Consider the following 19,823-nt stretch of genomic DNA (forward strand, 5'->3'; position numbering starts at 1 on the left):
CAGGCGTGTGGCTAAGGTGCGTGTTCCTCCTGGTAGACGCTGTTGTGGCTTCACTGTGGAGTCGAGCCTTCAAACAGGCCTTCGACAATTTTCGTCAGCACCGGCGGGTCGATCTCGCCGAGCGTGGTCAGCGTAGTTGCCTGGGCACCGGTGCAGACGGCCTGCGCCAGGTATCTTCTGGCACGCTCCGGCTCGAAACTCGTGGCCACCAGTTCCAAGGCTTTGCCGCGACTGTTCACACCGGGGTGATGCGAGCGGCCGATTCCGCGGCGTGGTCAACCCGCCCAGCCTCATCCAGTGCCCTGACCACCTCCGGCACCGGCAAGGCCATCAGCCCGCGCCCGGTGTGCGCCGGAATCCGCGAGGCGGTACGCCTTCGGACTTCGTCGACGGTGATGCCGTGGTCCACAATTGCCGAGTCCCGCAACGGCGCAGACAGTACATTCACACTGCCCAGGGCAGCTCGGTTCACTGGCGAAGTTTTGGTCGCTTGGTCGGCATAGCGGTGAGTGGATCTTCCGGCCAGGGATGGCGGGGGTAGCGGGCTCGCAGGTCGGCTCGGACCTGGGGATAGCCCTGCTTCCAGAAAGAGGCGAGGTCGCTCGTGATCGCGACCGGGCGCCGCGCGGGCGACAATAGGTGCAGAACGACCGGGACACGACCGTCCGCGACGGATGGAGTGGCAGTCCAGCCGAATACCTCCTGCAGCTTCACTGCGAGGACCGGTGGCTCGACACCGTCGTACGCGAGTCGCACCTCGGAGCCCGATGGGACCCGGAGCCGTTCCGGTGCGAGTTCGCCGAACCGGGTTGCTGCGGGCCATGGCAGGAGTCGCCGGAGCGCCGAAGCCACGTCGATGTGGGCAAGATCGCGCGAGCGTCGCACCGAGGCGAGCTCGCTGCCCATCCATTCGTCGAGATCGGCCAGGAGTGTGTCGTCGTCGACCGCAGGCCACGGGGCTCCGAGGTGGGCGTGGCAGAACGCGATCCGCTCCCGCAAGGCGAGAGCGGCCTCCGACCAACGCAGTACAGACAGACCGCTGCGCCGGATACCGTCGAGGACGGCCGCTTGGACGAGCAGCGGGTCGGCCTTTGCCAGCGGAACGTCGTTGAGCACGATCGCGCCGAGTGCCTCGACGCGCCGCGTCACGATCCGGCCGTCGTCCCAGCGGATCTGGTCGGTGGTCGAGACGAGGTCGCCTGCGATGTCTCGTGCGGTCTGCTCATCGATCGGCGCCGCGGAACGGATCCTGGCATCGGCGCGACCGGGTGCCCGGTCAGCAACCGCGATCGCCAGCCAGGTCGTGGTCCGCAACGGCGATTGCGGATCCAGAGCAGCACCCGTACCACCAGACATCTGGTACGTCGCCGAGTCGACCCCCCGGATCCGCGCAATCCGATCGGGATACGCCAGCCCCACCACGACCCCCACCGCAAGATCATCCGGTACTCGGCGCGTCCCCCGACCAGCCGGCCCACCAATCGCCGGCCGCACTCCATCTCCATCCAACGGGTCGCCGGTTGTCATGCCTCGGCCGAGGCGCTTTGCTTCCTCTCGCCAGCGGGCCGTGGCTCCGCGGTCCTCGCCGCGGCGGAGGGCTCGCCAGCGAGCCGGTAAATCATCGCCGAAGTCGCGGCCGGAGTCCTCCGAGAGCATCGCGACGACCTCGCGTGCCCGGTCGGCGCCGACCCGCGGCGTGCCGTCCAGCAACGCACGAGCCAACCGAGGATGCGCCCCGATCGCCGCCATCCGCCGTCCCCGCTCGGTGATCCGGCCGCCGTCGTCAAGAGCATCGAGGCGGCGCAGTAATTCGGTGGCCGCGGTCATCGCCACCGCTGGCGGCGCCTCGAGCAAGGTCAGACCGTCACCAGCAGGCGCACCCCACGCCGCGAGGTCGAGGGCGAAGCCTGCCAGATCGGCGATCGCGATCTCCGGCGCCGCATGATCGTCGAGATGCGAGTGGTCGGTGGCGGACCAGCACCGATAGACCCGGCCAGGCGCCTCCCGCCCGGCACGACCCGCTCGCTGGTCGGCGGACGATCTCGAAACCCGGCAGGTGACCAACGCACCGAGGCCACGGGATTGATCGGTCCGTGGCTCCCGGGCAAGACCCGAGTCGACCACAACCCTGACCCCGGGCACAGTCAGCGAACTCTCGGCGACCGACGTCGTAACCACGATCCGACGAGTGGCGGCCGAAGCCAACGCGCGGTCCTGCTCAGCCCTTGATTGGCGACCGAACAACGGCAGGACATTCTGACCAGCCAACCGGCGAGTCACACCGTTGATCTCGGCCTCCCCCGGGACGAACACGAGGATGTCGCCGTCGTTCTCGGTCAGCGCACGCTGGACGACGGCCGCGACGTGATCCAGCAGGCGCGGATCGACCCGCCCACCGGGAAGCAGCGGCACGGGGACCGGCGGTGGGGCCCACTCGATCGCCACATCGAACAGCGCCGCAGACGCGGTGATCACGGGCGCCGGAACGTCCGAGCCCAATGCGCGACTCAGCCTGATGGTGTCCGCCGTGGCCGACGTCGCAACGATCGCCAGGTCCTCCCGAAGATTCGCCCGGATGTCGATGCAGAGCGCGAGCAGTAGATCGGCGTCAAGGTGCCGCTCGTGGCACTCGTCGATAACAATCGCGGCGACACCCGGCAACTCCGGGTTCTGCTGCAGACGACGTACGAGGAGCCCTGTCGTCACCACCTCGACACGGAGTCCCTGGCCGCCACTGCGTTCACCGCGCATCGCGTAGCCGATCCGCTGCCCGAGCGGTTCGCCGGCCAGCGTCGCCAGCCGGATCGCAGCCGCGCGGGTTGCCATCCTTCGCGGCTCGGCGACGATGATCCTGCCCCCGAGCGCATCGCCCAGCGCAAGCGGCAACAGCGAGGTCTTCCCCGATCCAGGCGGCGCAACCAACACCGCAGTACCGCGCGAACGCACCGCATCGACCGTGGCAGGCAGAACCGCCCGGACAGGCAGATCCGCCCCCGGCACCGACGATTCAGGCAGCAACACGCCTCGACGCTAGCCGACCCCACCACAGAACCCTCGACAACCCGGTCCACAGCCCATGAAGAACCCATTCTCTGGACACCGACTGGACCAGGCGGGAACGACTGCTCCGCGCGGACATCGTGGCGCGGACCGACCAGCTCGCATGGCACGACTGGGGGGTACTGCGCGACCTCGGCCGCGACCGCGACTGGGTCGGCAACGGCTCGGCGCAGGAGTTGTACTGCGCCGGCGGTCGGGCCGAAAGGTCCTGTACGGCGAACGCCGCTGGGCGACTCGCTCGTCGCATCCGATCGCCGACGAGTGACCGCAGCTGGTCAGCGTGGTGGGCGGAGTACTGCGAACGGGTCCGTGACGGTCAGCTCGCGGGCCACGAACGTGTAGACGGTCGCGGGACGGCCGCCGCTCTGGCCGGGGCTGGCTCGCCGCTCGGTCGGTTCGATCACGTGCCGCCGGGTCAGGACGCGGGTGAGATTGGTGGCGCCGAGCTCATAGCCCAGTGCGGCGCCGAACAGGTCACGCAGCTCGGCAATGGTGAACTCCAAGGGAGCCAGCGCGAACCCGATGTTCGTGTACGACAGTTTCGCGCGCAGCCGCCCGACCGCGGCATCGATGAAGTAGCGATGGTCGAACGCGGTCCGCGGCAGGTCGTCGATCGGATGCCAGAGCGTGTCGGACGGAAGCTCCGGCCGTACGTCGGACGGAACCAGGCCGAGATAGCCCGTTGCCAGCACGCGGGCCCGCGGATCACGATCGATCGCACTGTGGGTGGCCAACTGTTCCAGGTGCGCGACGTCGCGGACGTCGACCTTCGTCGCGAGGTGCCCGGTGATGGCCTCCCGGAGCCGCTCTACAGGCTCGACCCCGCCGCCGGGAAGAGCCCAGCGGCCACGGTGCGGACTCCGTGCGCGTTTCCAGAGCAGGACGCACAACCTGCCGTTGCGGACGGACAGGACCACGGCGAGCACTTCGTGCGGATAACTGGGGAAGTTAACCGGATCACCTTTCTTGGCTGCGGGCACGACGACGATGGTAGCGTGCGTCTAGTTATCGACTATCAGGCGAAAACACCCGAATGGTTGCGATCCACGCAGATCCAGCACCACAGACAGAAGGTCGGAACAACACATGCAACTGACGACGGAGACGGTCCGGACCGCGGTGCTGGCCGCACTGGCCGAGGATCAGTCGGCAGACGACGTCACCACACGGTGGAGCGTCCCAGCGGCGCTACAAGTCGAGGCGACGATGATCGCCAAACAGCCGGGACGCGTAGGCGGTCTGCCTGCTGTACAAGGCGTCTACGCGGCCATCGATCCCACCGTCACGATGCGGCCGGCTGTTGCCGATGGCGATTCGGTTCTCCCGGGACAGCCGCTGGCGTGGATCACTGGTGCGGCGCACTCGATCATCACCGGCGAGCGGGTGGCGCTGAACTTCGTCCAGCGAATGTCGGGCATCGCAACCCTCACGTCGGCCTTCGTAGCTGCGATCGGAGCGCGCCCCGCCCGGTCCGGCTGCTCGACACCCGCAAGACCGCGCCCGGTCTCCGGGCCATGGACAAGTACGCCGTGAGTTGCGGCGGTGGAACGAACCACAGGCTCGACCTGGCCGCCATGGTGCTGCTCAAGGAGAACCATCTCGCTGCGGCCCGCGGCGTGGCCACGGTCGTCGAGCGGCGCAACACCTCCGGGTCGACGTCCCAACTCGAGGCCTCCGGCACACTCACCCTGGACACCGTCGCCGACGTCGCCGCCACCGGTGTCGATGCCGTCTCGGTCGGCGCCCTCACCCACTCCCCTGCCGCACTCGACATCAGCCTGCTGGTCACTCGCGACCACGAACTCAACTGAGCTCCGGCACGGCGTCGGAGGGCGTCGTCACCCCCAGTTATCGCCTATGAAGCGAAAATCTCCCGAGAGAAGGACCTGTTGTGACCGTTGGGACAGCAATCAGCTGGCAGGAAGAGGTACGCCGCCTGGCCCGGGAGCGAGATGCGGTGGTGCTCGCCCACAACTACCAGGAACCGGCGATCCAAGATGTCGCCGATCACGTCGGCGACTCGCTCGCGTTGTCGCGCGTCGCGGCCAGTACCGACGCGTCCACGATCGTGTTCTGTGGCGTGCATTTCATGGCGGAGACCGCCAAACTGCTCAGCCCTGACAAGACCGTGCTGATCCCCACCGCCCGGGCCGGCTGCTCCTTGGCGGACACCATTACCGCTGACCAGTTGCGGGCCTGGAAGGCCGAGCACCCCGACGCTGCGGTTGTTGCCTATGTCAACACCAGTGCGGCCGTGAAGGCCGAGGCCGATATCTGCTGTACGTCGTCCAACGCGGTGGAGGTGGTGAACTCGATCCCGGCGGATCAGCCGATTCTGTTTCTGCCCGACCAGTTCCTCGGGGACCATGTCAGGAGGCAGACCGGTCGGGACAACATCGAGGTGTGGATGGGCGAGTGCCACGTGCATGCCGGCATCAGCGCGGCCGACCTGCGCACTCAAGTGGCGGCCGACCCTGCGGCCGAGGTTCTGGTCCATCCCGAGTGCGGCTGCGCGTCGTCGGCGATCTGGCTCGCCGGCGTGGGTGATCTGCCGGCAGATCGGACCCACATCCTCTCCACCGCCGGCATGCTGGACGCCGCGCGCGACATGACCGCGAAGACCGCCCTGGTCGCGACGGAAATCGGCATGCTCCATCAACTTCGCAAGGTGAACCAGAAGACGACCTTCCTGCCGGTGAACCCGAAGGCCTCGTGCCGATTCATGAAGATGATCACCCCGGACCGACTGGTGCGGTGCCTGCGTGAGGGACGCGACGAGATCCAACTGGCGCCCGAGGTCGTCGAGCGTGCCCGGCGGTCGGTCGAACGGATGGTTGCCATCGGCAAACCTGCTGTTGCTCGATGACGCGCACCGTCGACGTCGTCGTCATCGGCGCCGGCGTGGCAGGCCTGTCAACCGCGCTCGGTCTCGCGGCGACCCGCGATGTGCTCCTGCTCAGCGCCGGCCACGGCAGCACACCGTGGGCCCAGGGTGGCGTCGCCGCAGCCTACGGCGAGGACGATCCGCTCGACCACGCGCGCGACACCGACATCGCGGGCGCAGGATACTGCGATCCTCGCAACGTTCGGGCGTTGGTCGAGGAGGGACCGCAGCGACTTGCCGAACTCATCGCTCAGGGGGCTCGCTTCGACCGTGAGGACGACGGATCGCTGTCGAGAACTCTCGAGGGAGGCCACGGTCGTTCCCGGATCGTGCACGCAGGCGGTGACGCCACCGGCGCGGAGGTTCATCGCGCGCTCCGTAGCGCGCTACAGCTCACCGGCGTTCAGACGATGGACGGACGGACCATCGGCCTGATCAAGTCAGACTCCGGCCGCATCGTCGGCGTGCTCGTCGAAACCGGCACGGAGATCACCCGGATCGACGCGCGCGCCGTTGTACTGGCCACAGGCGGAGTCGGCAACGCCTACCTGGCGAGCACCAATCCGCCGACGGTGCGCGGTGATGGCATCGCTCTGGCGCTGCGGGCCGGCGCGTCTGTGGTGGACATGGAGTTCGTCCAGTTCCACCCGACAGCGCTCTTCACCGGTGAAACCGGCGGTCAGTTGCCGTTGGTCACCGAAGCCGTGCGCGGTGAAGGCGCAGTACTACGTGACATGCATGGTCGCAGGATCATGGCCGGCCGGCACCCGCGAGCCGATCTGGCCCCCCGGGACGTCGTCGCCCGGGAGGTCGAGGCAACGATGCGCCGCGACGGATCCGACCACGTCTGGCTGGACGCCACATCCATCGCGCCCGACGTACTCCGACAGCGATTCCCGACCGTACTGGCCTCCTGCGCACGGATCGGCGTTGAGCTGCTGTCCGAGCAGATCCCGGTCGCGCCCGCCGAACACTTCCTGTGCGGCGGCATCCGAACCGACCGCGACGGCGCAACCGACGTACCAGGCCTGTACGCCGTCGGCGAGGTCGCCGCAACCGGCGTACACGGGGCCAACCGGCTCGCCTCCAACAGCCTCCTGGAGGGACTGGTCTTCGGCCGGCGCGTCGCAACGGCCCTGACCCTCGATCTCCCCGCAATGGACCACGGCCACTCATACGAACTGGCACTGAACCATGATCGCGAACCGGAACGGATTCGCGCGATCCTGACCAAGTACGCCGGTATCCGTCGCGACGGCGCAGGCCTGAACGCCGCCGCTGACGAACTCGAGCCACTGGGCACCGGACCGCTCGCGACGGTGGCGCGATCTGTCATCGCGGCAGCGACCACACGACAAGACAGCCGCGGCTGCCACTGGCGTTCGGACTACCCGCACTCCGACGAGCGCTGGGACGAGCACATCGTCGTACGGCTCGACAAAGACGGCCGCCCGACCACCCGGCAACTTCTCCACGCAACCACGCAGTGACGGGGCAAGCCCAACGACCTGGGCCTAGGTATTTGAGTGCTTCTGTGAGTCAGTACGAGGGGGACGCCATGCCTGAGGATCCTGAGGTCATCGTCGAGGACTACGAGGACGAACTGACCGAGCGGCTGCTGCATTGGCGGGAAGTGCTCGTGCGGCACGACCAGGTCCGGGAGCAGTTGGGGAACGTCGACCCAGCCGCTCTCAGTTCTCGGCCCGACCCTGCCGGGACGAAAGCGTGACGAGAGCTCGCCATTCGTCGCGACGATCTTCGACCCGCGGGAGAACCGATCGGTCGAGGTGGTGGGACGGCTCGACGGCGATGACGTCGAAGTGACGCCGAGCGCGTTCCGGCCGAACCCGACCGGCGAGGAACTCAGCGCTGCGCTCGAGGTGCTCCGCGAAGATCGGGAGTTCGCCGGGCTGCGGGACCGGGACAACGTCGTGGTCTACCAGCCGATGCCTCCGTTGGCGGACGTCGACCTGGATGACGGGACGGCTGTCCGCCGGGTCGCGTTTGGGGGTGTTCGACCCGCAGGCCGAGCGGCGGCATCGGTTCGCCGCGGTCGACAAATCAGCGACCAGGTCGTGGAATGGGACCCGAAGCTCTTCCACCCGCTGGATGGGGACTGCGAGGAACGGCTGCCGGTCGGTGTCAACAGCATGCCCGACGGCGGCGGCCGCGACTGGGCACTTCCTCCACGACGAGGCACACCCCGCTGCGCACCAAGGCCACATCATCGGACCCGAGCTACGGCCGATCAACTGGTGAGGCTCTTCTCGACCGCTAGTTCCACCTGTTGTCCAGCAGGTGGTCTTCGAATCGGCGAACCAGCTGATGACTTCGCTCGGGACGTAGCGGAGCCCGCAGTTCCCAGCCGCGAGCGTCAGGGTCTTCGTCACGCCAGTTGATCACCGGATCGCCGACGACATGACCCGTTCATGCAGTCCTACCGAACGCCGTGATGCCCAGCTCATGCCGGATCGGTCGGTAGTCCCGCGCTTGAGACCTGTGATCAAGGTGCGTGTTCCTTCAGGGGCACATGGGATGCCGCGCGTCCATCCAGGTCAGTGCTGTGGGAAGCAGGCAGCGACGGCCAAGCCATCCACGAAGTCGTTCATCTCGTGCCCGGAATGGCCCTTGACCCACCGGAAGGCGACATCCCCGCGTTTGATCACCAACGCCACCAGGGGCTCCCACAGGTCCCTGTTGGCGACCGGCTTCTTTGCTGAGGTGAGCCAGCCTCGCTCGAGCCAGCCCGTGTGCCATCCGTCGCGGAAGCAGTTGACGACGTAGGTCGAATCCGAGACGACCAGCAGCGGACCGTCGTTGGCACGCACGGCCTCGAGGGCGGCACGGATCTCCATCCGCTGGTTCGTGGACGCAGCCTCGTGACCGGCGGCATACTCGGTCGTCGACAGCGCCCAGGCCCAGCCGCCAGGTCCAGGGTTCCCCGAGCAGGCACCGTCGGTGAACACCGTGCGCGCGCCGATGGGCACTGTCATGTCGGCCGGACGAAGACGGCGGGCGCGGGTTGGAGGCATCAGAGCGAAACACTACTCCGCCGACGCATCCACAGACGCACCGCTCCGAACAACGAGGCTCAGTGCGCGGCGGGGATTGGGAAGGTGACTCGGATCAGAGCTGTTAGCCGCGCCATCTCGCACATCGTCAATCGAGCAGGAGTTCACCGGTCGAGGTGCGGGGGTGCGACCTCGAAGTGGGCGACCGTTTCCTCTCTGTCGAGAAGGTAGTCGTCGTCTTCCGGGTAGTACTTGGCGCGCTCGATGTCGTCGCCGGCGAAGGCGTGGATGTGATCGAGGTCGGACCACCAGCTCAGCGTGATGATCTCGGTGCGTCCGTCGCCGAGATCGCGGGTGAGCAGTTGAGCGCCCTGGTTTCCCGGAGTACGGCGATAGCCGGACATCCCGGTGCGCTCGACGATGTCGACGTACTCGGCCGCCTTCTCAGTGGGCACCCATCCCCGCCACATGCGCGCAATCATGCAGCCCAACCTACCGTCAGGCAGCTATCGGACCATCAGGTCCAGGTTTGGGGGTACGGCAACGGCGCGATGCCTCTCGTGATCCAACCTAGGCAACGGGTGGCGGAGCGTGGCGTCCTTGCCGGCTGCCGGAGTAGGCGCGTTCGCGGAGTTCGCGCAACCAGCTCGGTGCTGGGACGGCGGCCGGAGGGTGATTGAGGACCGGGTCGAAGACGAGTCCGCTGTCGTCGAGACATTTGAGCAGTTCCAGCCGACCGATCTGGTGCCAGTCGGCAGTTTCCCCGCTGAGGTGCAGGGTGAAGCTGGGCGGCGCGGAGTGCTGCAGTCCGTGGATCGATGTGTGCCCGACGGGAGGGCCGGAAGGTGTCAGCATCAGCCACCACCGACGGTCGCCTGATTCGTACGGGGCCAGAGTCCCGTAGCTGGAGGTTGCCCAGTCCCCGGCGGGCACAGGCATCCAACGAGTCCACGGGCCATCGCCAGCGCTGGAGAACAAGAAGTCACATGGTTCGGCCGGATCCTGCAGGTGGAATCGCAGGGCGAGGCCGAGGACGTCAGGCCATCGGCCTGGTGTGCCGGCGCCCTTCGACATTCTGACCGTAGTGACGTAGTCGCCCTGGGGAATCAATGAAGTCGAGTGGTCGACGATGAGTCGTGCGGCGAAGGTGATGCCGCGCGGATGCACTGCAGGGGCCTGCCGCAGCCGCGCCAGCGAGCGGAAGACCGCCGAGAACCCGTGGGCCGGCGCGTTCGTGAACCGTCGGACTGCGCCCGTCATGCTCGTTGTTCGCCGGTTCATGGTTGGCGCCGGTGACTAACGGGGCCCCGGCTGAGCAACTCGGACAACTCACTCGTCACGGTGCGTCGCCGCAGTACGGCGGTGGAGCCTGCCGAGGCGTGGCTCATCCCTTCGATGGTTTCCCGCAGAACATCCTGTGCGTCGATCGTCGGTGACCAGCCGAGCTCACGCCCAGCCCGAGAGCTGTCCAGGGCCGGCGCAGCGCATCCAAGGTCCAGCCAGCCCGGTGCCACCGGCTGCAGCCGCGCTTGCCACGTAGCCGACATCAGTGCGCGGACCAACCGAGCAGGGGTTTTGACCCACCGGGTACCGAGTGCCTCGGCGATCATCGCCGAGGTGACCGGCGTCGCCGCAGCCAGGTTGAACGCTCCAACAGCCCGCTGCTGCAGGACCCGCACAATCGCCTCCGCGACGTCGTCAGCATGCACCATCGCAATCGTCAGTCCCCCAGGCATCGGCAGCACCGGTACCGCGCCGATGGATCTGGCCGGCAGCAGCACCGGCAGTGCGTAGCGCAGCAACGCGCTGCCGGCCGAGCGCTGCCCGATGATCCCGGGTCGCAAGCGGGCCACCGCCGTACCGTGGGAAGACTGCTCGAGGGAGTCGAGCAGTCTTTCGGCTGCGGCCTTATGGCGGCTGTACGACGAGCTGGGCACGCCGTCGACCGGCCAGTCCTCTGTCACAGGATCGGCGTCACGTTTGGGTGAGTACACCCCCACCGATGACATGTGCACCACCTGTCCGACACCCGTCGAAGTGCAAGCGTCAAGGACCCGTTGCGTCCCACCGACACCGACGGCCTCGAGGTAATGCACCTGGTGTGACGGCTGGAATGCCCAGGCCAAGTGCACTCCCGCGTCCGCGCCACCGAGAACCTGCCGCAACTGGTGCTCGCAGTCGCGGCTGGACAGATCGATGGACACCCACCGGGGCTTATCCATCGCGGCATGGTCGGGTACCCGTCGGGCCACCGCGACGATGTCGTACTCCCCGTCCGCCAGCAGGCGACGGGTCAAGGCGCTACCAACATTGCCACTAGCGCCGGTGATGACAACTCGCATACCGCTCCCACCTCCGGCGCCTCTACTGATGGAGTGGTGCCAGGGTCCGGGCAACTCCAAGAGCACAGCTAGCCGCCCCTGAGCGGACGGCTGCGTGCGCGCCGTCGGTACCCGGGTCACGCGCAAACAAACGAGTTCCGACACCTGCACGGCCCAGCGGCGGGCGCTCGGTCGAGATTGTCAGGATTTGCGCGCGCCGCCAGCAGACTCGGGTCGGCACCTCCAAATAGTCGGTGTACCAATCATGCGGCACACGCTTGAAGTGATCGATTATTTGAGATTGCCATCAAGAAATGGCGGCGATGCGGTACGGAGAGCTGCCTCGTTTGTTAGGTGCCGTCGTGGGCACCGCGTTGATGTTCAGGAGAAGACCGGCACATCACCTTCCACGAGCAGGCTCCGATCCGAGCGCATCCTGGTCGATCGGAAGGGAGGAGACTCATGAGCGTTGCCGCCGGCGGCCCGCGCCGTTCAGGAGGCTATCTCGAACGGCCGGAGCCAAGCAGCCTGGCAGACGTCATCGACAGCATTCTCGACAAGGGCCTCGTCATCGATGCCTATGTGCGCGTGTCGCTCATGGGTATCGAACTCCTCACGATCGACGCCCGGATCGTCATCGCGAGCGTCGACACGTACCTGCGCTTCGCCGAGGCAACCAATCGTCTCGACCTGTACGAGAAGGGCGGCAAGGACATCCCAGAGATCGCGGAGGGGGTCGTGGAAGCCGGTGCGTCAGGCGTTGGCCGTGGTCTTGTGTACGGCGCCAAGGAACTACTGTTCGGCAGCGACAGCGGCCGGGAAGAGGACTGAGAACCACCTCCACGCCGGTGCGGTAAGTACGTGGTCATGGCTGTACCCAGCTTCCAGTCGCTGCCAGCGGTCGGAGCGACACCGGGCGATGGTGCCTCGTCCGAGATTGCGGCATCTGCAGGCGGCCGAAGAATGCGCTCGTGCCGGGCACGGGCCGGGCGTAGTCTCGGGAGATATGTGATTCGTGCCCAGGGGGACCGACCGTGAGCCAGCCTGCCACCCACTCCGACTACCCCGACCACATCGATGCCGCCGTCCTGAAGATCGCCGGCGTCGTCGTGTTGGGGGCCATCATGTCGATCCTCGACATCACCGTGGTCAACGTCGCCCTCCCGGTCTTCCAGGACGAGTTCGGCTCGACCGACAGCCCGGTCGCCTACTCCCACGTCGCCTGGACGGTCACGGCGTACACGCTCGCGCTCGCGACCGTGATCCCGCTGACCGGATGGGCGGCGGATCGGTTCGGCACCAAGCGGCTCTACATGACCGCGATCTTCCTCTTCACCGCCGGGTCCGCCCTGTGCGCCACCGCCTCGAGCATCGACATGCTCATCGGCTTCCGCGTCCTGCAGGGGCTCGGTGGCGGCATGCTGATGCCGCTCGGCATGACCATCATGACCCGGGCCGCGGGGCCGCACCGGATGGGGCGGCTGATGGCCATCCTCGGGGTGCCGATGCTGCTCGGCCCGATCCTGGGACCGATCCTGGGCGGCTGGCTGATCCAGGTGGCGAGCTGGCACTGGATCTTCCTCATCAACGTGCCACTCGGCGCGATCGCGATCGTGTATGCCTGGTTCGCCCTGGCCAAGGACAGCCCTGAGCCGTCGGAGTCCTTCGACTTCCTCGGAGTGGCGCTGATGTCCCCCGGGCTCGCCTTGTTCCTTTTCGGCGTCTCGTCCCTGCCGGCCGAGAACGGTGACTTCGGTGCACCCAGGGTCTGGGTCTCGATGCTGGTGGGGGTGCTGCTCATGGTGGCCTTCGTCTGGCACTCCTTCCGGCCGGAGCACCCCCTGCTCGACCTCCGGCTGTTCCGCAACCGCAACCTGACCGTCTCGATTGTCACGATGTTCCTGTTCGCCGCCGCGTTCTTCGGCGGGCTGCTGCTGGTGCCGACCTACTTCCAGCAGATCCGCGGTGAGTCCACGCTGAATGCGGGCCTCCTGGTTGCGCCGCAGGGGCTCGGCGCCATGGTGACCATGCCGATCGCCGGGCGGCTGGTCGACAAAGTACCCGTCGGCCGGATCGTGCCCGTCGGGCTCGGGTTGATCGTGGTGGGCATGTTCGGCCTGACCCAGGTCACCTCGACAACCCCGTACCCCTTGCTGATCGCGATGCTTGTCGTGATGGGTTTCGGGATGGGGGCCACGATGATGCCGTTGTTCACCTCGGCGCTGAGGACGCTCTCCGGCCCCCAGGTCGCGCGTGGCTCGACCTTGCTCAACATCACCCAGCAGATCGCCTCCTCCTGCGGGGTGGCGACGATGTCGGTCATCCTCACCAACCAGCTCAACGACTCACCGATTGTCCCCGGTACGCAGCGCGTCCCCGGGCAGGGCGAAGGACTCCGCGAGACCCAGGCGGCCATCCTGTCCAACACCCGCCCGGAGAGCCTTGCCCCGCTCGACATCGACCCCGCCGCCATCGCCCGCGGACTGGTCGACGCCGCCACGGCGTTCGCGACCACCTACTGGGTCGCCTGGGTGCTGGTCGCCCTCACCCTGGTACCGGCACTGATGCTCCCCCGCAGACGCGAGAAGACGCACCTCCTCGACGACCGCGGCGTTCCACCGGCGTAGGCGACTGACCGCCGCGACGTGCTGACGTCGACGTCACCGTCATCGACCGCACCACCACCATCGGCTCCAACTGCTGCTCTGTCACGTCGTTTCCAGATCCGGCCACGTCGCATCGGCCGGCGCGATCCGGGCACTGGGGAACATGGATCAGCGCCTTGCCCTCGTCACCGGAGTCACGGGCTACATCGGTGGCCGCCTTGTACCGGCACTGCTCGAGGCCGGCTTCCGGGTCCGCGCGGTGGCTCGGAACCCTCGCCGGCTCCGCGATCGGGCCTGGTACGAGGAGGTCGAGGTCGTGGAGGCGGATGCCGGGGACGCCCGGCGACTGCGGGCGGCGATGAACGGCGTTGACGTCGCCTACTACCTGATCCACTCTCTCGGTTCCGGCCGGCGGTTCGAGGCACGCGACCGGCACCATGCGTTGACGTTCGGGACGGCTGCGCGGGAGGCCGGCGTACGGCGCATCGTCTATCTCGGCGGCCTCTACCCCGACAACGAGGAACTCTCGCCGCACCTGGACTCCCGACGCGAGGTCGGCGACATCCTCCTGGCGTCCGGCGTGCCGGTCATCGTGCTGCGCGCGGCCGTGATCATCGGTTCGGGGTCGGCGTCGTTCGAGATGCTGCGGCACCTGACCGACCGGCTGCCGGTGATGGTCACCCCCCGCTGGCTCAGCACCCGGATCCAGCCGATCGCCGTACGCGACGTCCTGCACTATCTGGTCGGCAGCGCGTCGATACCGACCGGCGTGAGCCGCGGCTTCGACATCGGCGGGCCCGACGTCCTCACCTACCGCGACATGATGCAGCGCTACGCGAAGGTCGCCCACCTCAATCAACGGCGCATCCTCCTGCTGCCGCTGCTCACGCCGTCGCTGTCAAGCCACTGGGTAGGTCTGGTCACCCCCGTGCCGAGCAGTATCGCCAGACCACTGGTCGACAGCCTGGTCCACGAGGTCGTGTGCAAAGAGCACGACATCGCCAGGTACGTCCCCGATCCAGAGCCGGGACTGATCGGCTTCGATCGGGCGGTGGAGCTCGCGCTCAAGCGGATCCGCGACCTGGACGTGACGACCACCTGGGCATCCGCAGCAACGCCCGGCGCCCCGAGCGATCCACTGCCGAGCGACCCGGACTGGTCCGGCGGCTCCTTGTACGTCGACGAGCGCGAAAGCGTCGTAGCTGCGAGCCCCGAACGTCTGTGGAGGGTGGTCGAGGGCATCGGCGGCGGCAACGGCTGGTATTCCTGGCGCCTCGGTTGGTGGGCCCGCGGCCTGCTGGACCGGCTGCTCGGCGGTCCAGGCCTGCGCCGAGGCCGGCGCAACCCACGACATCTGTCCGTCGGCGATCCGCTCGACTGGTGGCGCGTCGAAGAGATCCAAGACCACAGGCTCCTCCGTCTCCGCGCCGAGATGCGACTCCCCGGCCTGGCGTGGCTCGAACTCATCGTCGACCACGACGACGCCGGCAACACAGTCTTTCGTCAACGTGCGCTGTTTCATCCGCACGGCCTGCCCGGCCACCTGTACTGGTGGGCGATCAAGCCCTTCCACGGCCTGGTTTTCGGTGGCATGCAGCGCAACATCACGTCCGCCGCCACCGCACTCTCCGAGGTTCTTCCTCGCCGGCGGGATCTCTGCGGCGCCAACCTCAGACGTTCCTTCTTCAGACGTTGAGCCACACCGGAAGCCCGACGTGCGCTCACCTGTCCTGTATCGAGATCCGTACATCAATTGTGCATAGGTTTGAGGCAGGCGGCCGAGACCAGGCGTACTCCTAGACAGGCAGGAATAGCCAGCTTGCAGCGGGCACTGGCGCGAGTTCCAGGCATGCGTCGTGCATGATTTCTGCACAAGTTTTGCCGGTAGTGCATCCGTACCCCCGCCATCGACCGAAGAAGGGACAACAATCCGATCCCTTAGGAGGGTTCCATGTCCGTGCGTCGATTCACTGCCCTGCTCGCCACCGGCCTCTTGGCCGCCGGCGCCCCTGCAACCGTCGTGGCCAGTGCCCAGGCCGAGCCAGTGGCCACCGCGACCGTGTCCGTGCTGCACGCGGTGCCCGGTCCGACGGTCGACGTCTACGCCAACGGAAAGGCGCTGCTGACCAACTTCAAGCCTGGCACGCTCACCGACCCGGTCAAGCTGCCTGAAGGCGCATACGACCTCAGAGTGACCGCGGCCGGTGCGGGCGCGAACGGCGCAGCGGTCATCCAGGCGAACGACCTCAAGGTGCCAGCCGGTGCCAACATCACAGTCGTGGCACACCTGTCGGCGGCCGGCAGGCCCGTTCTGACGCCGTACGTCAACGACACGTCGAAGCTCGCGGCGGGCCAGGCCCGGCTCACCGTCCGGCACGACGCGGCCGCCCCCTCCGTCGACATCCGCGCGGGTGGCACGCCGGTGTTCAAAGGCCTGACGAACCCGAAGGAGGTCAAGGCCGACCTGCCCGCCGGCACGGTGAAGGCCGACGTGGCTCTGGCCGGAACGTCCACCATCGCCCTCGGCCCGGCCGAGGTGAACCTCAAGGAGGGCACGAACACGATCGTCTACGCCTGGGGCAGCGCATCCGGCAAAAGCCTGAAGCTGGCCGTCCAGACGATCTCGGGCCTGCACGGCAACCCGTCCGGCGTGCCGGGCGGCACCGGCGGTCAGGCCGCCGAGCAGGACCCGTCGGCCGGCACGCTATTGCTGACAGGCGTTCTGGCGCTCGCCGGGCTCGGTGTCATCGGCCTCGGTACGGCGACGCGCCGGGCGCGTATCCGGTCGTGATCCTCACCCGCGGTGCGGCCATCCTCGCGATGGCCGCACTCCCCATCGCCGGCCTGTTCGCCGGCTGCGCGGCGCCGGACGGTGCGTCCAGCGGCGGCCGGGGCGAACGGACGGAGCAGACCGCATCGGAGGCTGTCTCCCCTCCACCAGTTCCGCCCGCTCCCTCTCCAACATTGGGGGAAGGCGGCATACGCACTCAACCCGCCGATCCGCCGGCGCTGACGAAGGCTGCCCAGCCGGTCCGTCTGCAACTCGCGTCCGTTGGGATCGACATCCCGGTCGTCGCCGTGGGAGTTGCCTCGGACGGGCAAATGGAACTACCACCCGACCCGGCCATGATCGGCTGGTACCGGTTCGGGCCCAGCACCACAGATCTGCGCGGCGCGGTCGTCCTGGCCGGTCACGTCGACAGCAAGCAGTACGGCGTCGGGCCCTTGGTTCGCCTCCGCGAACTCCGCCTCGATGCTCTTGTGACTGTCCAGCTGAGCGACAGCACGGTGACGAGATACCGGGTTCAAACGGTTGAGAACATTCCCAAGACGAGCACGGCCTTGGACCAGGTCTTCGATCGCGACGGCGCTCGGCTGCTGCGCGTCATCACCTGCGGCGGGCCGTACGACCGGAACGGCGGCGGCTATCGGGACAACCTCGTCGTCACAGCACGGCCGGCATGACGACCCCGAGACTCCGTCCCGACACAGCCCGTGACGCCGTCGTCAGGTGCAGCGATGCGGCCGCCCGGCGATCCGGAAAAGCTGGCAGCCGTCCGATCGCCGAGTCCGATAAAGTTGTTGCCGTGACCAGCAGCGACGCCGGTCTCCCGTCGCCGGCCGACATTGCGAAAGGTTTCGCGGCCGGCCATGAGAAGAGTCTCGCGGACGCGTACCGCCAATGGTCAAGCCTGATCTTCACTCTCGCTCTCCGCGCCCTGGGGGATCGCGCCGACGCCGAAGATGTCACCCAGCAGGTCTTCGTCTCGGCCTGGCGCGGGCGGCAGACCTTCGACCCCGCTCATGGTCCGCTCGGGGCGTGGTTGACGGGCATCACCAAACACCGGATCGCCGACCGGCTCGCGACCCGCCGCCGCGACCATCGCGATGCACAAGCCGCTGCCGGCTTGCTGGAGACCGAGACGTCGCCGGAGCGGGTCGACGAGGATACCGTCGACAAGGTGCTCCTCGCCGACGAACTGGCGAAGCTCGATGACCCGCGCCGAACCATCCTCCGGATGGCCTTCTACGAAGACCAGACGTACCCAGCGATCGCGCAGCAACTGGCGCTCCCGCTGGGGACCGTGAAAAGCCATGCCCGGCGCGGTCTCATGCACCTGCGGGACAGACTGGAGGAGGTGAAAGGTGACGACACATCTCGATGAGGAATTGCTGGCCCACTGGATCATCGACGGCGACGTCCCCGATGACGCCGCTGCGAACCACCTGCAGCTCTGCACCCGGTGCCGCGAAAGCCTTGCAGAACTTCGGGCCATCGCCGGCCAGCTCGACGCCCTGCCCCGGTTGGAGGAGGCCCCGGCGGACGTCTGGGATCGCATCAGCACGGAGCTTGGCTTCGACACGCGTGCACTGGACACAGCGCCGACGGTGTTGCCGACCGGACAGCATCGGGATCGGAGTCGCGGCAGCACCGGTTCAGATCCAGGCAGGCGGGCAGGACGTCCGTTCCCGTCCCAGCAGCGGCATGCCAATTGGTCGATTCGCAGACCGTTGGCGATGGCCGCGAGCGTAGCGGCGGTCTTGGGAGCAGGCGCGGGAATCCTGGGCACGCTCCTCGTCACCTCGAGCGACCCGGACCAACCGGCGACCGAGGCAGTCGCCAGACTCGAACCGCTCGCCGGCAAGTCCGGGGCCGGTAACGCCGATCTCGTCCAAGGCACTTCGGGCAGCCAGCTGCGGGTCACGACGAGCGGACTGACGAGGACACCAGGTTTCTACGAGGTCTGGCTCATCAACGAGGACGGCAAGCGCATGGTGTCGCTTGGCGTCCTGGACCCGAGCACCGGCGGAACGTTCCAGGTGCCGTTGACCATCACCGGTCAGGGCTATCGGATCGTCGACATCTCGCTGGAGCCGGACGATGGCAACCCTGAGCACTCACACAACAGTGTCGTCCGGGGAACGTTGCCTGGCTGATCCCCGGTCTTGTCCTCCTCGTCCACCCGACCGTGCGCCGCTGAGTGCCGTCAGGCTCGCTGAGCCTCTCGGCACACTGCGATGACTTGCGCGACAGCCTCATCCAGATCACTCAGCTCGCGATCGGGTCGTGGCCAACCTGGACCAGCCGCGAGGGTCTGATGTCCGAGTCTCTCCAGGCGTCGTCTCAGCGCAGTCTGGCCACTGCGCCGTATCGTTGCCCACAGCACCACCACGGCAGGTTGCGCTCGATCAGCTGCAGCCAGAATTGCGGCATCGTTTCCTCCCGCGTCGAGGGCGATCACCGGAATGCCTCGTTCGAGCAGGACCGCGCGTAAGACGGTCAGCGGCAAGGTGTGTCGTTCGTCAGGGCAAGGCACGAGCAGGCAAGGGCTCCCGTGGTGCTGCAGGCCTCGGCGCACGATGTATCGCTCGACCGCCTCGTCGACTGCTCCGGCCAGCAGGACCGTCAGGTCGATGCAATCGCCGGCATCCACGAACCTCTGTTCGAGTTGGTGGAAGGCGGGGGCCACCACCTCGTTCCAGACGCGTTGAATTCCGCGGCTCTCGATCGAGCTGTCGAGCATCTCGGCCATCGCGGCCACCTGGTACGACTCCGCCGCGGCGAGCAAGGCGCCGGGTTCGGACGCCGCCGTTCGCGAAGGTGCAATGAGGCGCGCGGCATCCGCCGGCGACATACCGCCGGCGATCAGCGCGATCATCTGACGCAGCCGAGCGACGTCCTCGGCGGAGTACCGGCGATGCTGACCGCCGCTGCGCAGCGAGGGCCCGATGCCGTACCGTCGCTCCCAGCTTCGGATCGTGACGGCCGGAATGCCGAGCATCTCCGCGACGCGCCCGACCGGCCAGACCACCTCCCCGTTGACGGTGTACTGCATCGCCTCGGGACGCCTGGCCATGTTCCCCACGATGTCACGAAACTCCCTCCAAGACACCGAGGCCTGACACATTTCGTCCGCGCGTCGGGTACGCACCGATGGAG

At 67.5% G+C, this 19,823-nt stretch carries 20 protein-coding genes and 1 pseudogene; 12 read left to right on the forward strand and 9 right to left on the reverse strand.

All coding sequences use genetic code 11. The annotated features are described in order from the left end of the window. Window positions 1–50: 50 nt before the first annotated feature. The 4 genes from AB0F43_RS20985 to AB0F43_RS21000 all read right to left on the reverse strand — a co-directional run bounded on the left by AB0F43_RS20985 (window position 51) and on the right by AB0F43_RS21000 (window position 3,986). Window positions 51–239 (reverse strand): hypothetical protein, encoded by a 189-nt coding sequence (locus AB0F43_RS20985; RefSeq protein WP_360479075.1) that lies wholly within the window; start codon window positions 237–239, stop codon window positions 51–53. Next, a complete protein-coding gene (locus AB0F43_RS20990; protein WP_360479078.1) occupies window positions 236–448 on the reverse strand; it encodes a hypothetical protein in 213 nt (70 codons plus the stop codon). The genes AB0F43_RS20985 and AB0F43_RS20990 overlap by 4 nt, the downstream gene beginning before the upstream one ends. A gap of 20 nt (window positions 449–468) precedes the next feature. Next, window positions 469–3,021 (reverse strand): ATP-dependent helicase HrpB, encoded by a 2,553-nt coding sequence (gene hrpB, locus AB0F43_RS20995; RefSeq protein WP_360479081.1) that lies wholly within the window; start codon window positions 3,019–3,021, stop codon window positions 469–471. A gap of 314 nt (window positions 3,022–3,335) precedes the next feature. Then, window positions 3,336–3,986 (reverse strand): NUDIX domain-containing protein, encoded by a 651-nt coding sequence (locus AB0F43_RS21000; protein WP_360479084.1) that lies wholly within the window; start codon window positions 3,984–3,986, stop codon window positions 3,336–3,338. Between the two features lie 160 nt (window positions 3,987–4,146). Between AB0F43_RS21000 and AB0F43_RS21005 the strand changes: the two genes are divergently transcribed. The 5 genes from AB0F43_RS21005 (at window position 4,147) to AB0F43_RS21025 (ending at window position 7,673) form a co-directional block, all read left to right on the forward strand. Further along, window positions 4,147–4,593 (forward strand): hypothetical protein, encoded by a 447-nt coding sequence (locus AB0F43_RS21005; protein WP_360479087.1) that lies wholly within the window; start codon window positions 4,147–4,149, stop codon window positions 4,591–4,593. Then, a complete protein-coding gene (locus AB0F43_RS21010; protein WP_360479090.1) occupies window positions 4,575–4,871 on the forward strand; it encodes a hypothetical protein in 297 nt (98 codons plus the stop codon). The genes AB0F43_RS21005 and AB0F43_RS21010 overlap by 19 nt, the downstream gene beginning before the upstream one ends. Window positions 4,872–4,951: 80 nt before the next feature. Beyond that, window positions 4,952–5,926, forward strand: coding sequence for a quinolinate synthase NadA (gene nadA / locus AB0F43_RS21015; RefSeq protein ID WP_360479093.1), 975 nt, complete (start codon window positions 4,952–4,954; stop codon window positions 5,924–5,926). Then, complete coding sequence (nadB, locus tag AB0F43_RS21020) at window positions 5,923–7,434, forward strand: L-aspartate oxidase (protein WP_360479096.1); 1,512 nt, start codon at window positions 5,923–5,925, stop codon at window positions 7,432–7,434. Before nadA ends, nadB begins: the two co-directional genes overlap by 4 nt. 68 nt (window positions 7,435–7,502) lie before the next feature. Beyond that, a complete protein-coding gene (locus AB0F43_RS21025) occupies window positions 7,503–7,673 on the forward strand; it encodes a hypothetical protein (protein ID WP_360479099.1) in 171 nt (56 codons plus the stop codon). A gap of 826 nt (window positions 7,674–8,499) precedes the next feature. Here the strand turns inward: AB0F43_RS21025 and AB0F43_RS21030 are convergent. The 4 genes from AB0F43_RS21030 to AB0F43_RS21045 form a co-directional block, all read right to left on the reverse strand. Beyond that, on the reverse strand, window positions 8,500–8,937 hold the full coding sequence (locus tag AB0F43_RS21030) for a ribonuclease H (RefSeq protein ID WP_360479102.1): 438 nt from the start codon (window positions 8,935–8,937) through the stop codon (window positions 8,500–8,502). Window positions 8,938–9,119: 182 nt separating this feature from the next. After that, window positions 9,120–9,410 (reverse strand): hypothetical protein, encoded by a 291-nt coding sequence (locus tag AB0F43_RS21035; RefSeq protein WP_360479105.1) that lies wholly within the window; start codon window positions 9,408–9,410, stop codon window positions 9,120–9,122. Between the two features lie 115 nt (window positions 9,411–9,525). Continuing rightward, window positions 9,526–9,810 (reverse strand): hypothetical protein, encoded by a 285-nt coding sequence (locus tag AB0F43_RS21040; protein ID WP_360479108.1) that lies wholly within the window; start codon window positions 9,808–9,810, stop codon window positions 9,526–9,528. Between the two features lie 422 nt (window positions 9,811–10,232). Further along, window positions 10,233–11,297: an NAD-dependent epimerase/dehydratase family protein gene (locus AB0F43_RS21045; RefSeq protein ID WP_360479111.1), complete on the reverse strand. Its 1,065-nt coding sequence runs from the start codon at window positions 11,295–11,297 to the stop codon at window positions 10,233–10,235. Window positions 11,298–11,804: 507 nt separating this feature from the next. Between AB0F43_RS21045 and gvpJ the strand changes: the two are divergent. The 7 genes and pseudogenes from gvpJ to AB0F43_RS21080 all read left to right on the forward strand — a co-directional run. Continuing rightward, window positions 11,805–11,951: pseudogene (gene gvpJ / locus AB0F43_RS21050) on the forward strand (gas vesicle protein GvpJ); the annotation flags it as partial. A gap of 359 nt (window positions 11,952–12,310) precedes the next feature. Next, window positions 12,311–13,903 carry a DHA2 family efflux MFS transporter permease subunit gene (locus AB0F43_RS21055; protein ID WP_360479114.1) on the forward strand — a complete coding sequence of 531 codons (1,593 nt, stop codon included), beginning with the start codon at window positions 12,311–12,313 and terminating at the stop codon, window positions 13,901–13,903. A 142-nt stretch (window positions 13,904–14,045) separates the two neighbouring features. Then, window positions 14,046–15,578 carry an SDR family oxidoreductase gene (locus AB0F43_RS21060; protein WP_360479117.1) on the forward strand — a complete coding sequence of 511 codons (1,533 nt, stop codon included), beginning with the start codon at window positions 14,046–14,048 and terminating at the stop codon, window positions 15,576–15,578. 255 nt (window positions 15,579–15,833) lie between these two features. Continuing rightward, complete coding sequence (locus AB0F43_RS21065; protein WP_360479120.1) at window positions 15,834–16,673, forward strand: DUF4397 domain-containing protein; 840 nt, start codon at window positions 15,834–15,836, stop codon at window positions 16,671–16,673. Next, window positions 16,670–17,347: a class F sortase gene (locus AB0F43_RS21070; protein ID WP_360479123.1), complete on the forward strand. Its 678-nt coding sequence runs from the start codon at window positions 16,670–16,672 to the stop codon at window positions 17,345–17,347. Before AB0F43_RS21065 ends, AB0F43_RS21070 begins: the two co-directional genes overlap by 4 nt. A 122-nt stretch (window positions 17,348–17,469) precedes the next feature. Further along, a complete protein-coding gene (locus AB0F43_RS21075) occupies window positions 17,470–18,048 on the forward strand; it encodes a sigma-70 family RNA polymerase sigma factor (protein WP_360479126.1) in 579 nt (192 codons plus the stop codon). Beyond that, complete coding sequence (locus AB0F43_RS21080; protein WP_360479129.1) at window positions 18,029–18,820, forward strand: anti-sigma factor; 792 nt, start codon at window positions 18,029–18,031, stop codon at window positions 18,818–18,820. Before AB0F43_RS21075 ends, AB0F43_RS21080 begins: the two co-directional genes overlap by 20 nt. Before the next feature lie 50 nt (window positions 18,821–18,870). Here the strand turns inward: AB0F43_RS21080 and AB0F43_RS21085 are convergent, their stop codons facing one another. Further along, window positions 18,871–19,791: a MerR family transcriptional regulator gene (locus AB0F43_RS21085; RefSeq protein WP_360480485.1), complete on the reverse strand. Its 921-nt coding sequence runs from the start codon at window positions 19,789–19,791 to the stop codon at window positions 18,871–18,873. Between the last annotated feature and the right edge of the window lie 32 nt (window positions 19,792–19,823).

The sequence above is a fragment of the Kribbella sp. NPDC023972 genome (assembly GCF_040639075.1).
Lineage (GTDB): Bacteria > Actinomycetota > Actinomycetes > Propionibacteriales > Kribbellaceae > Kribbella.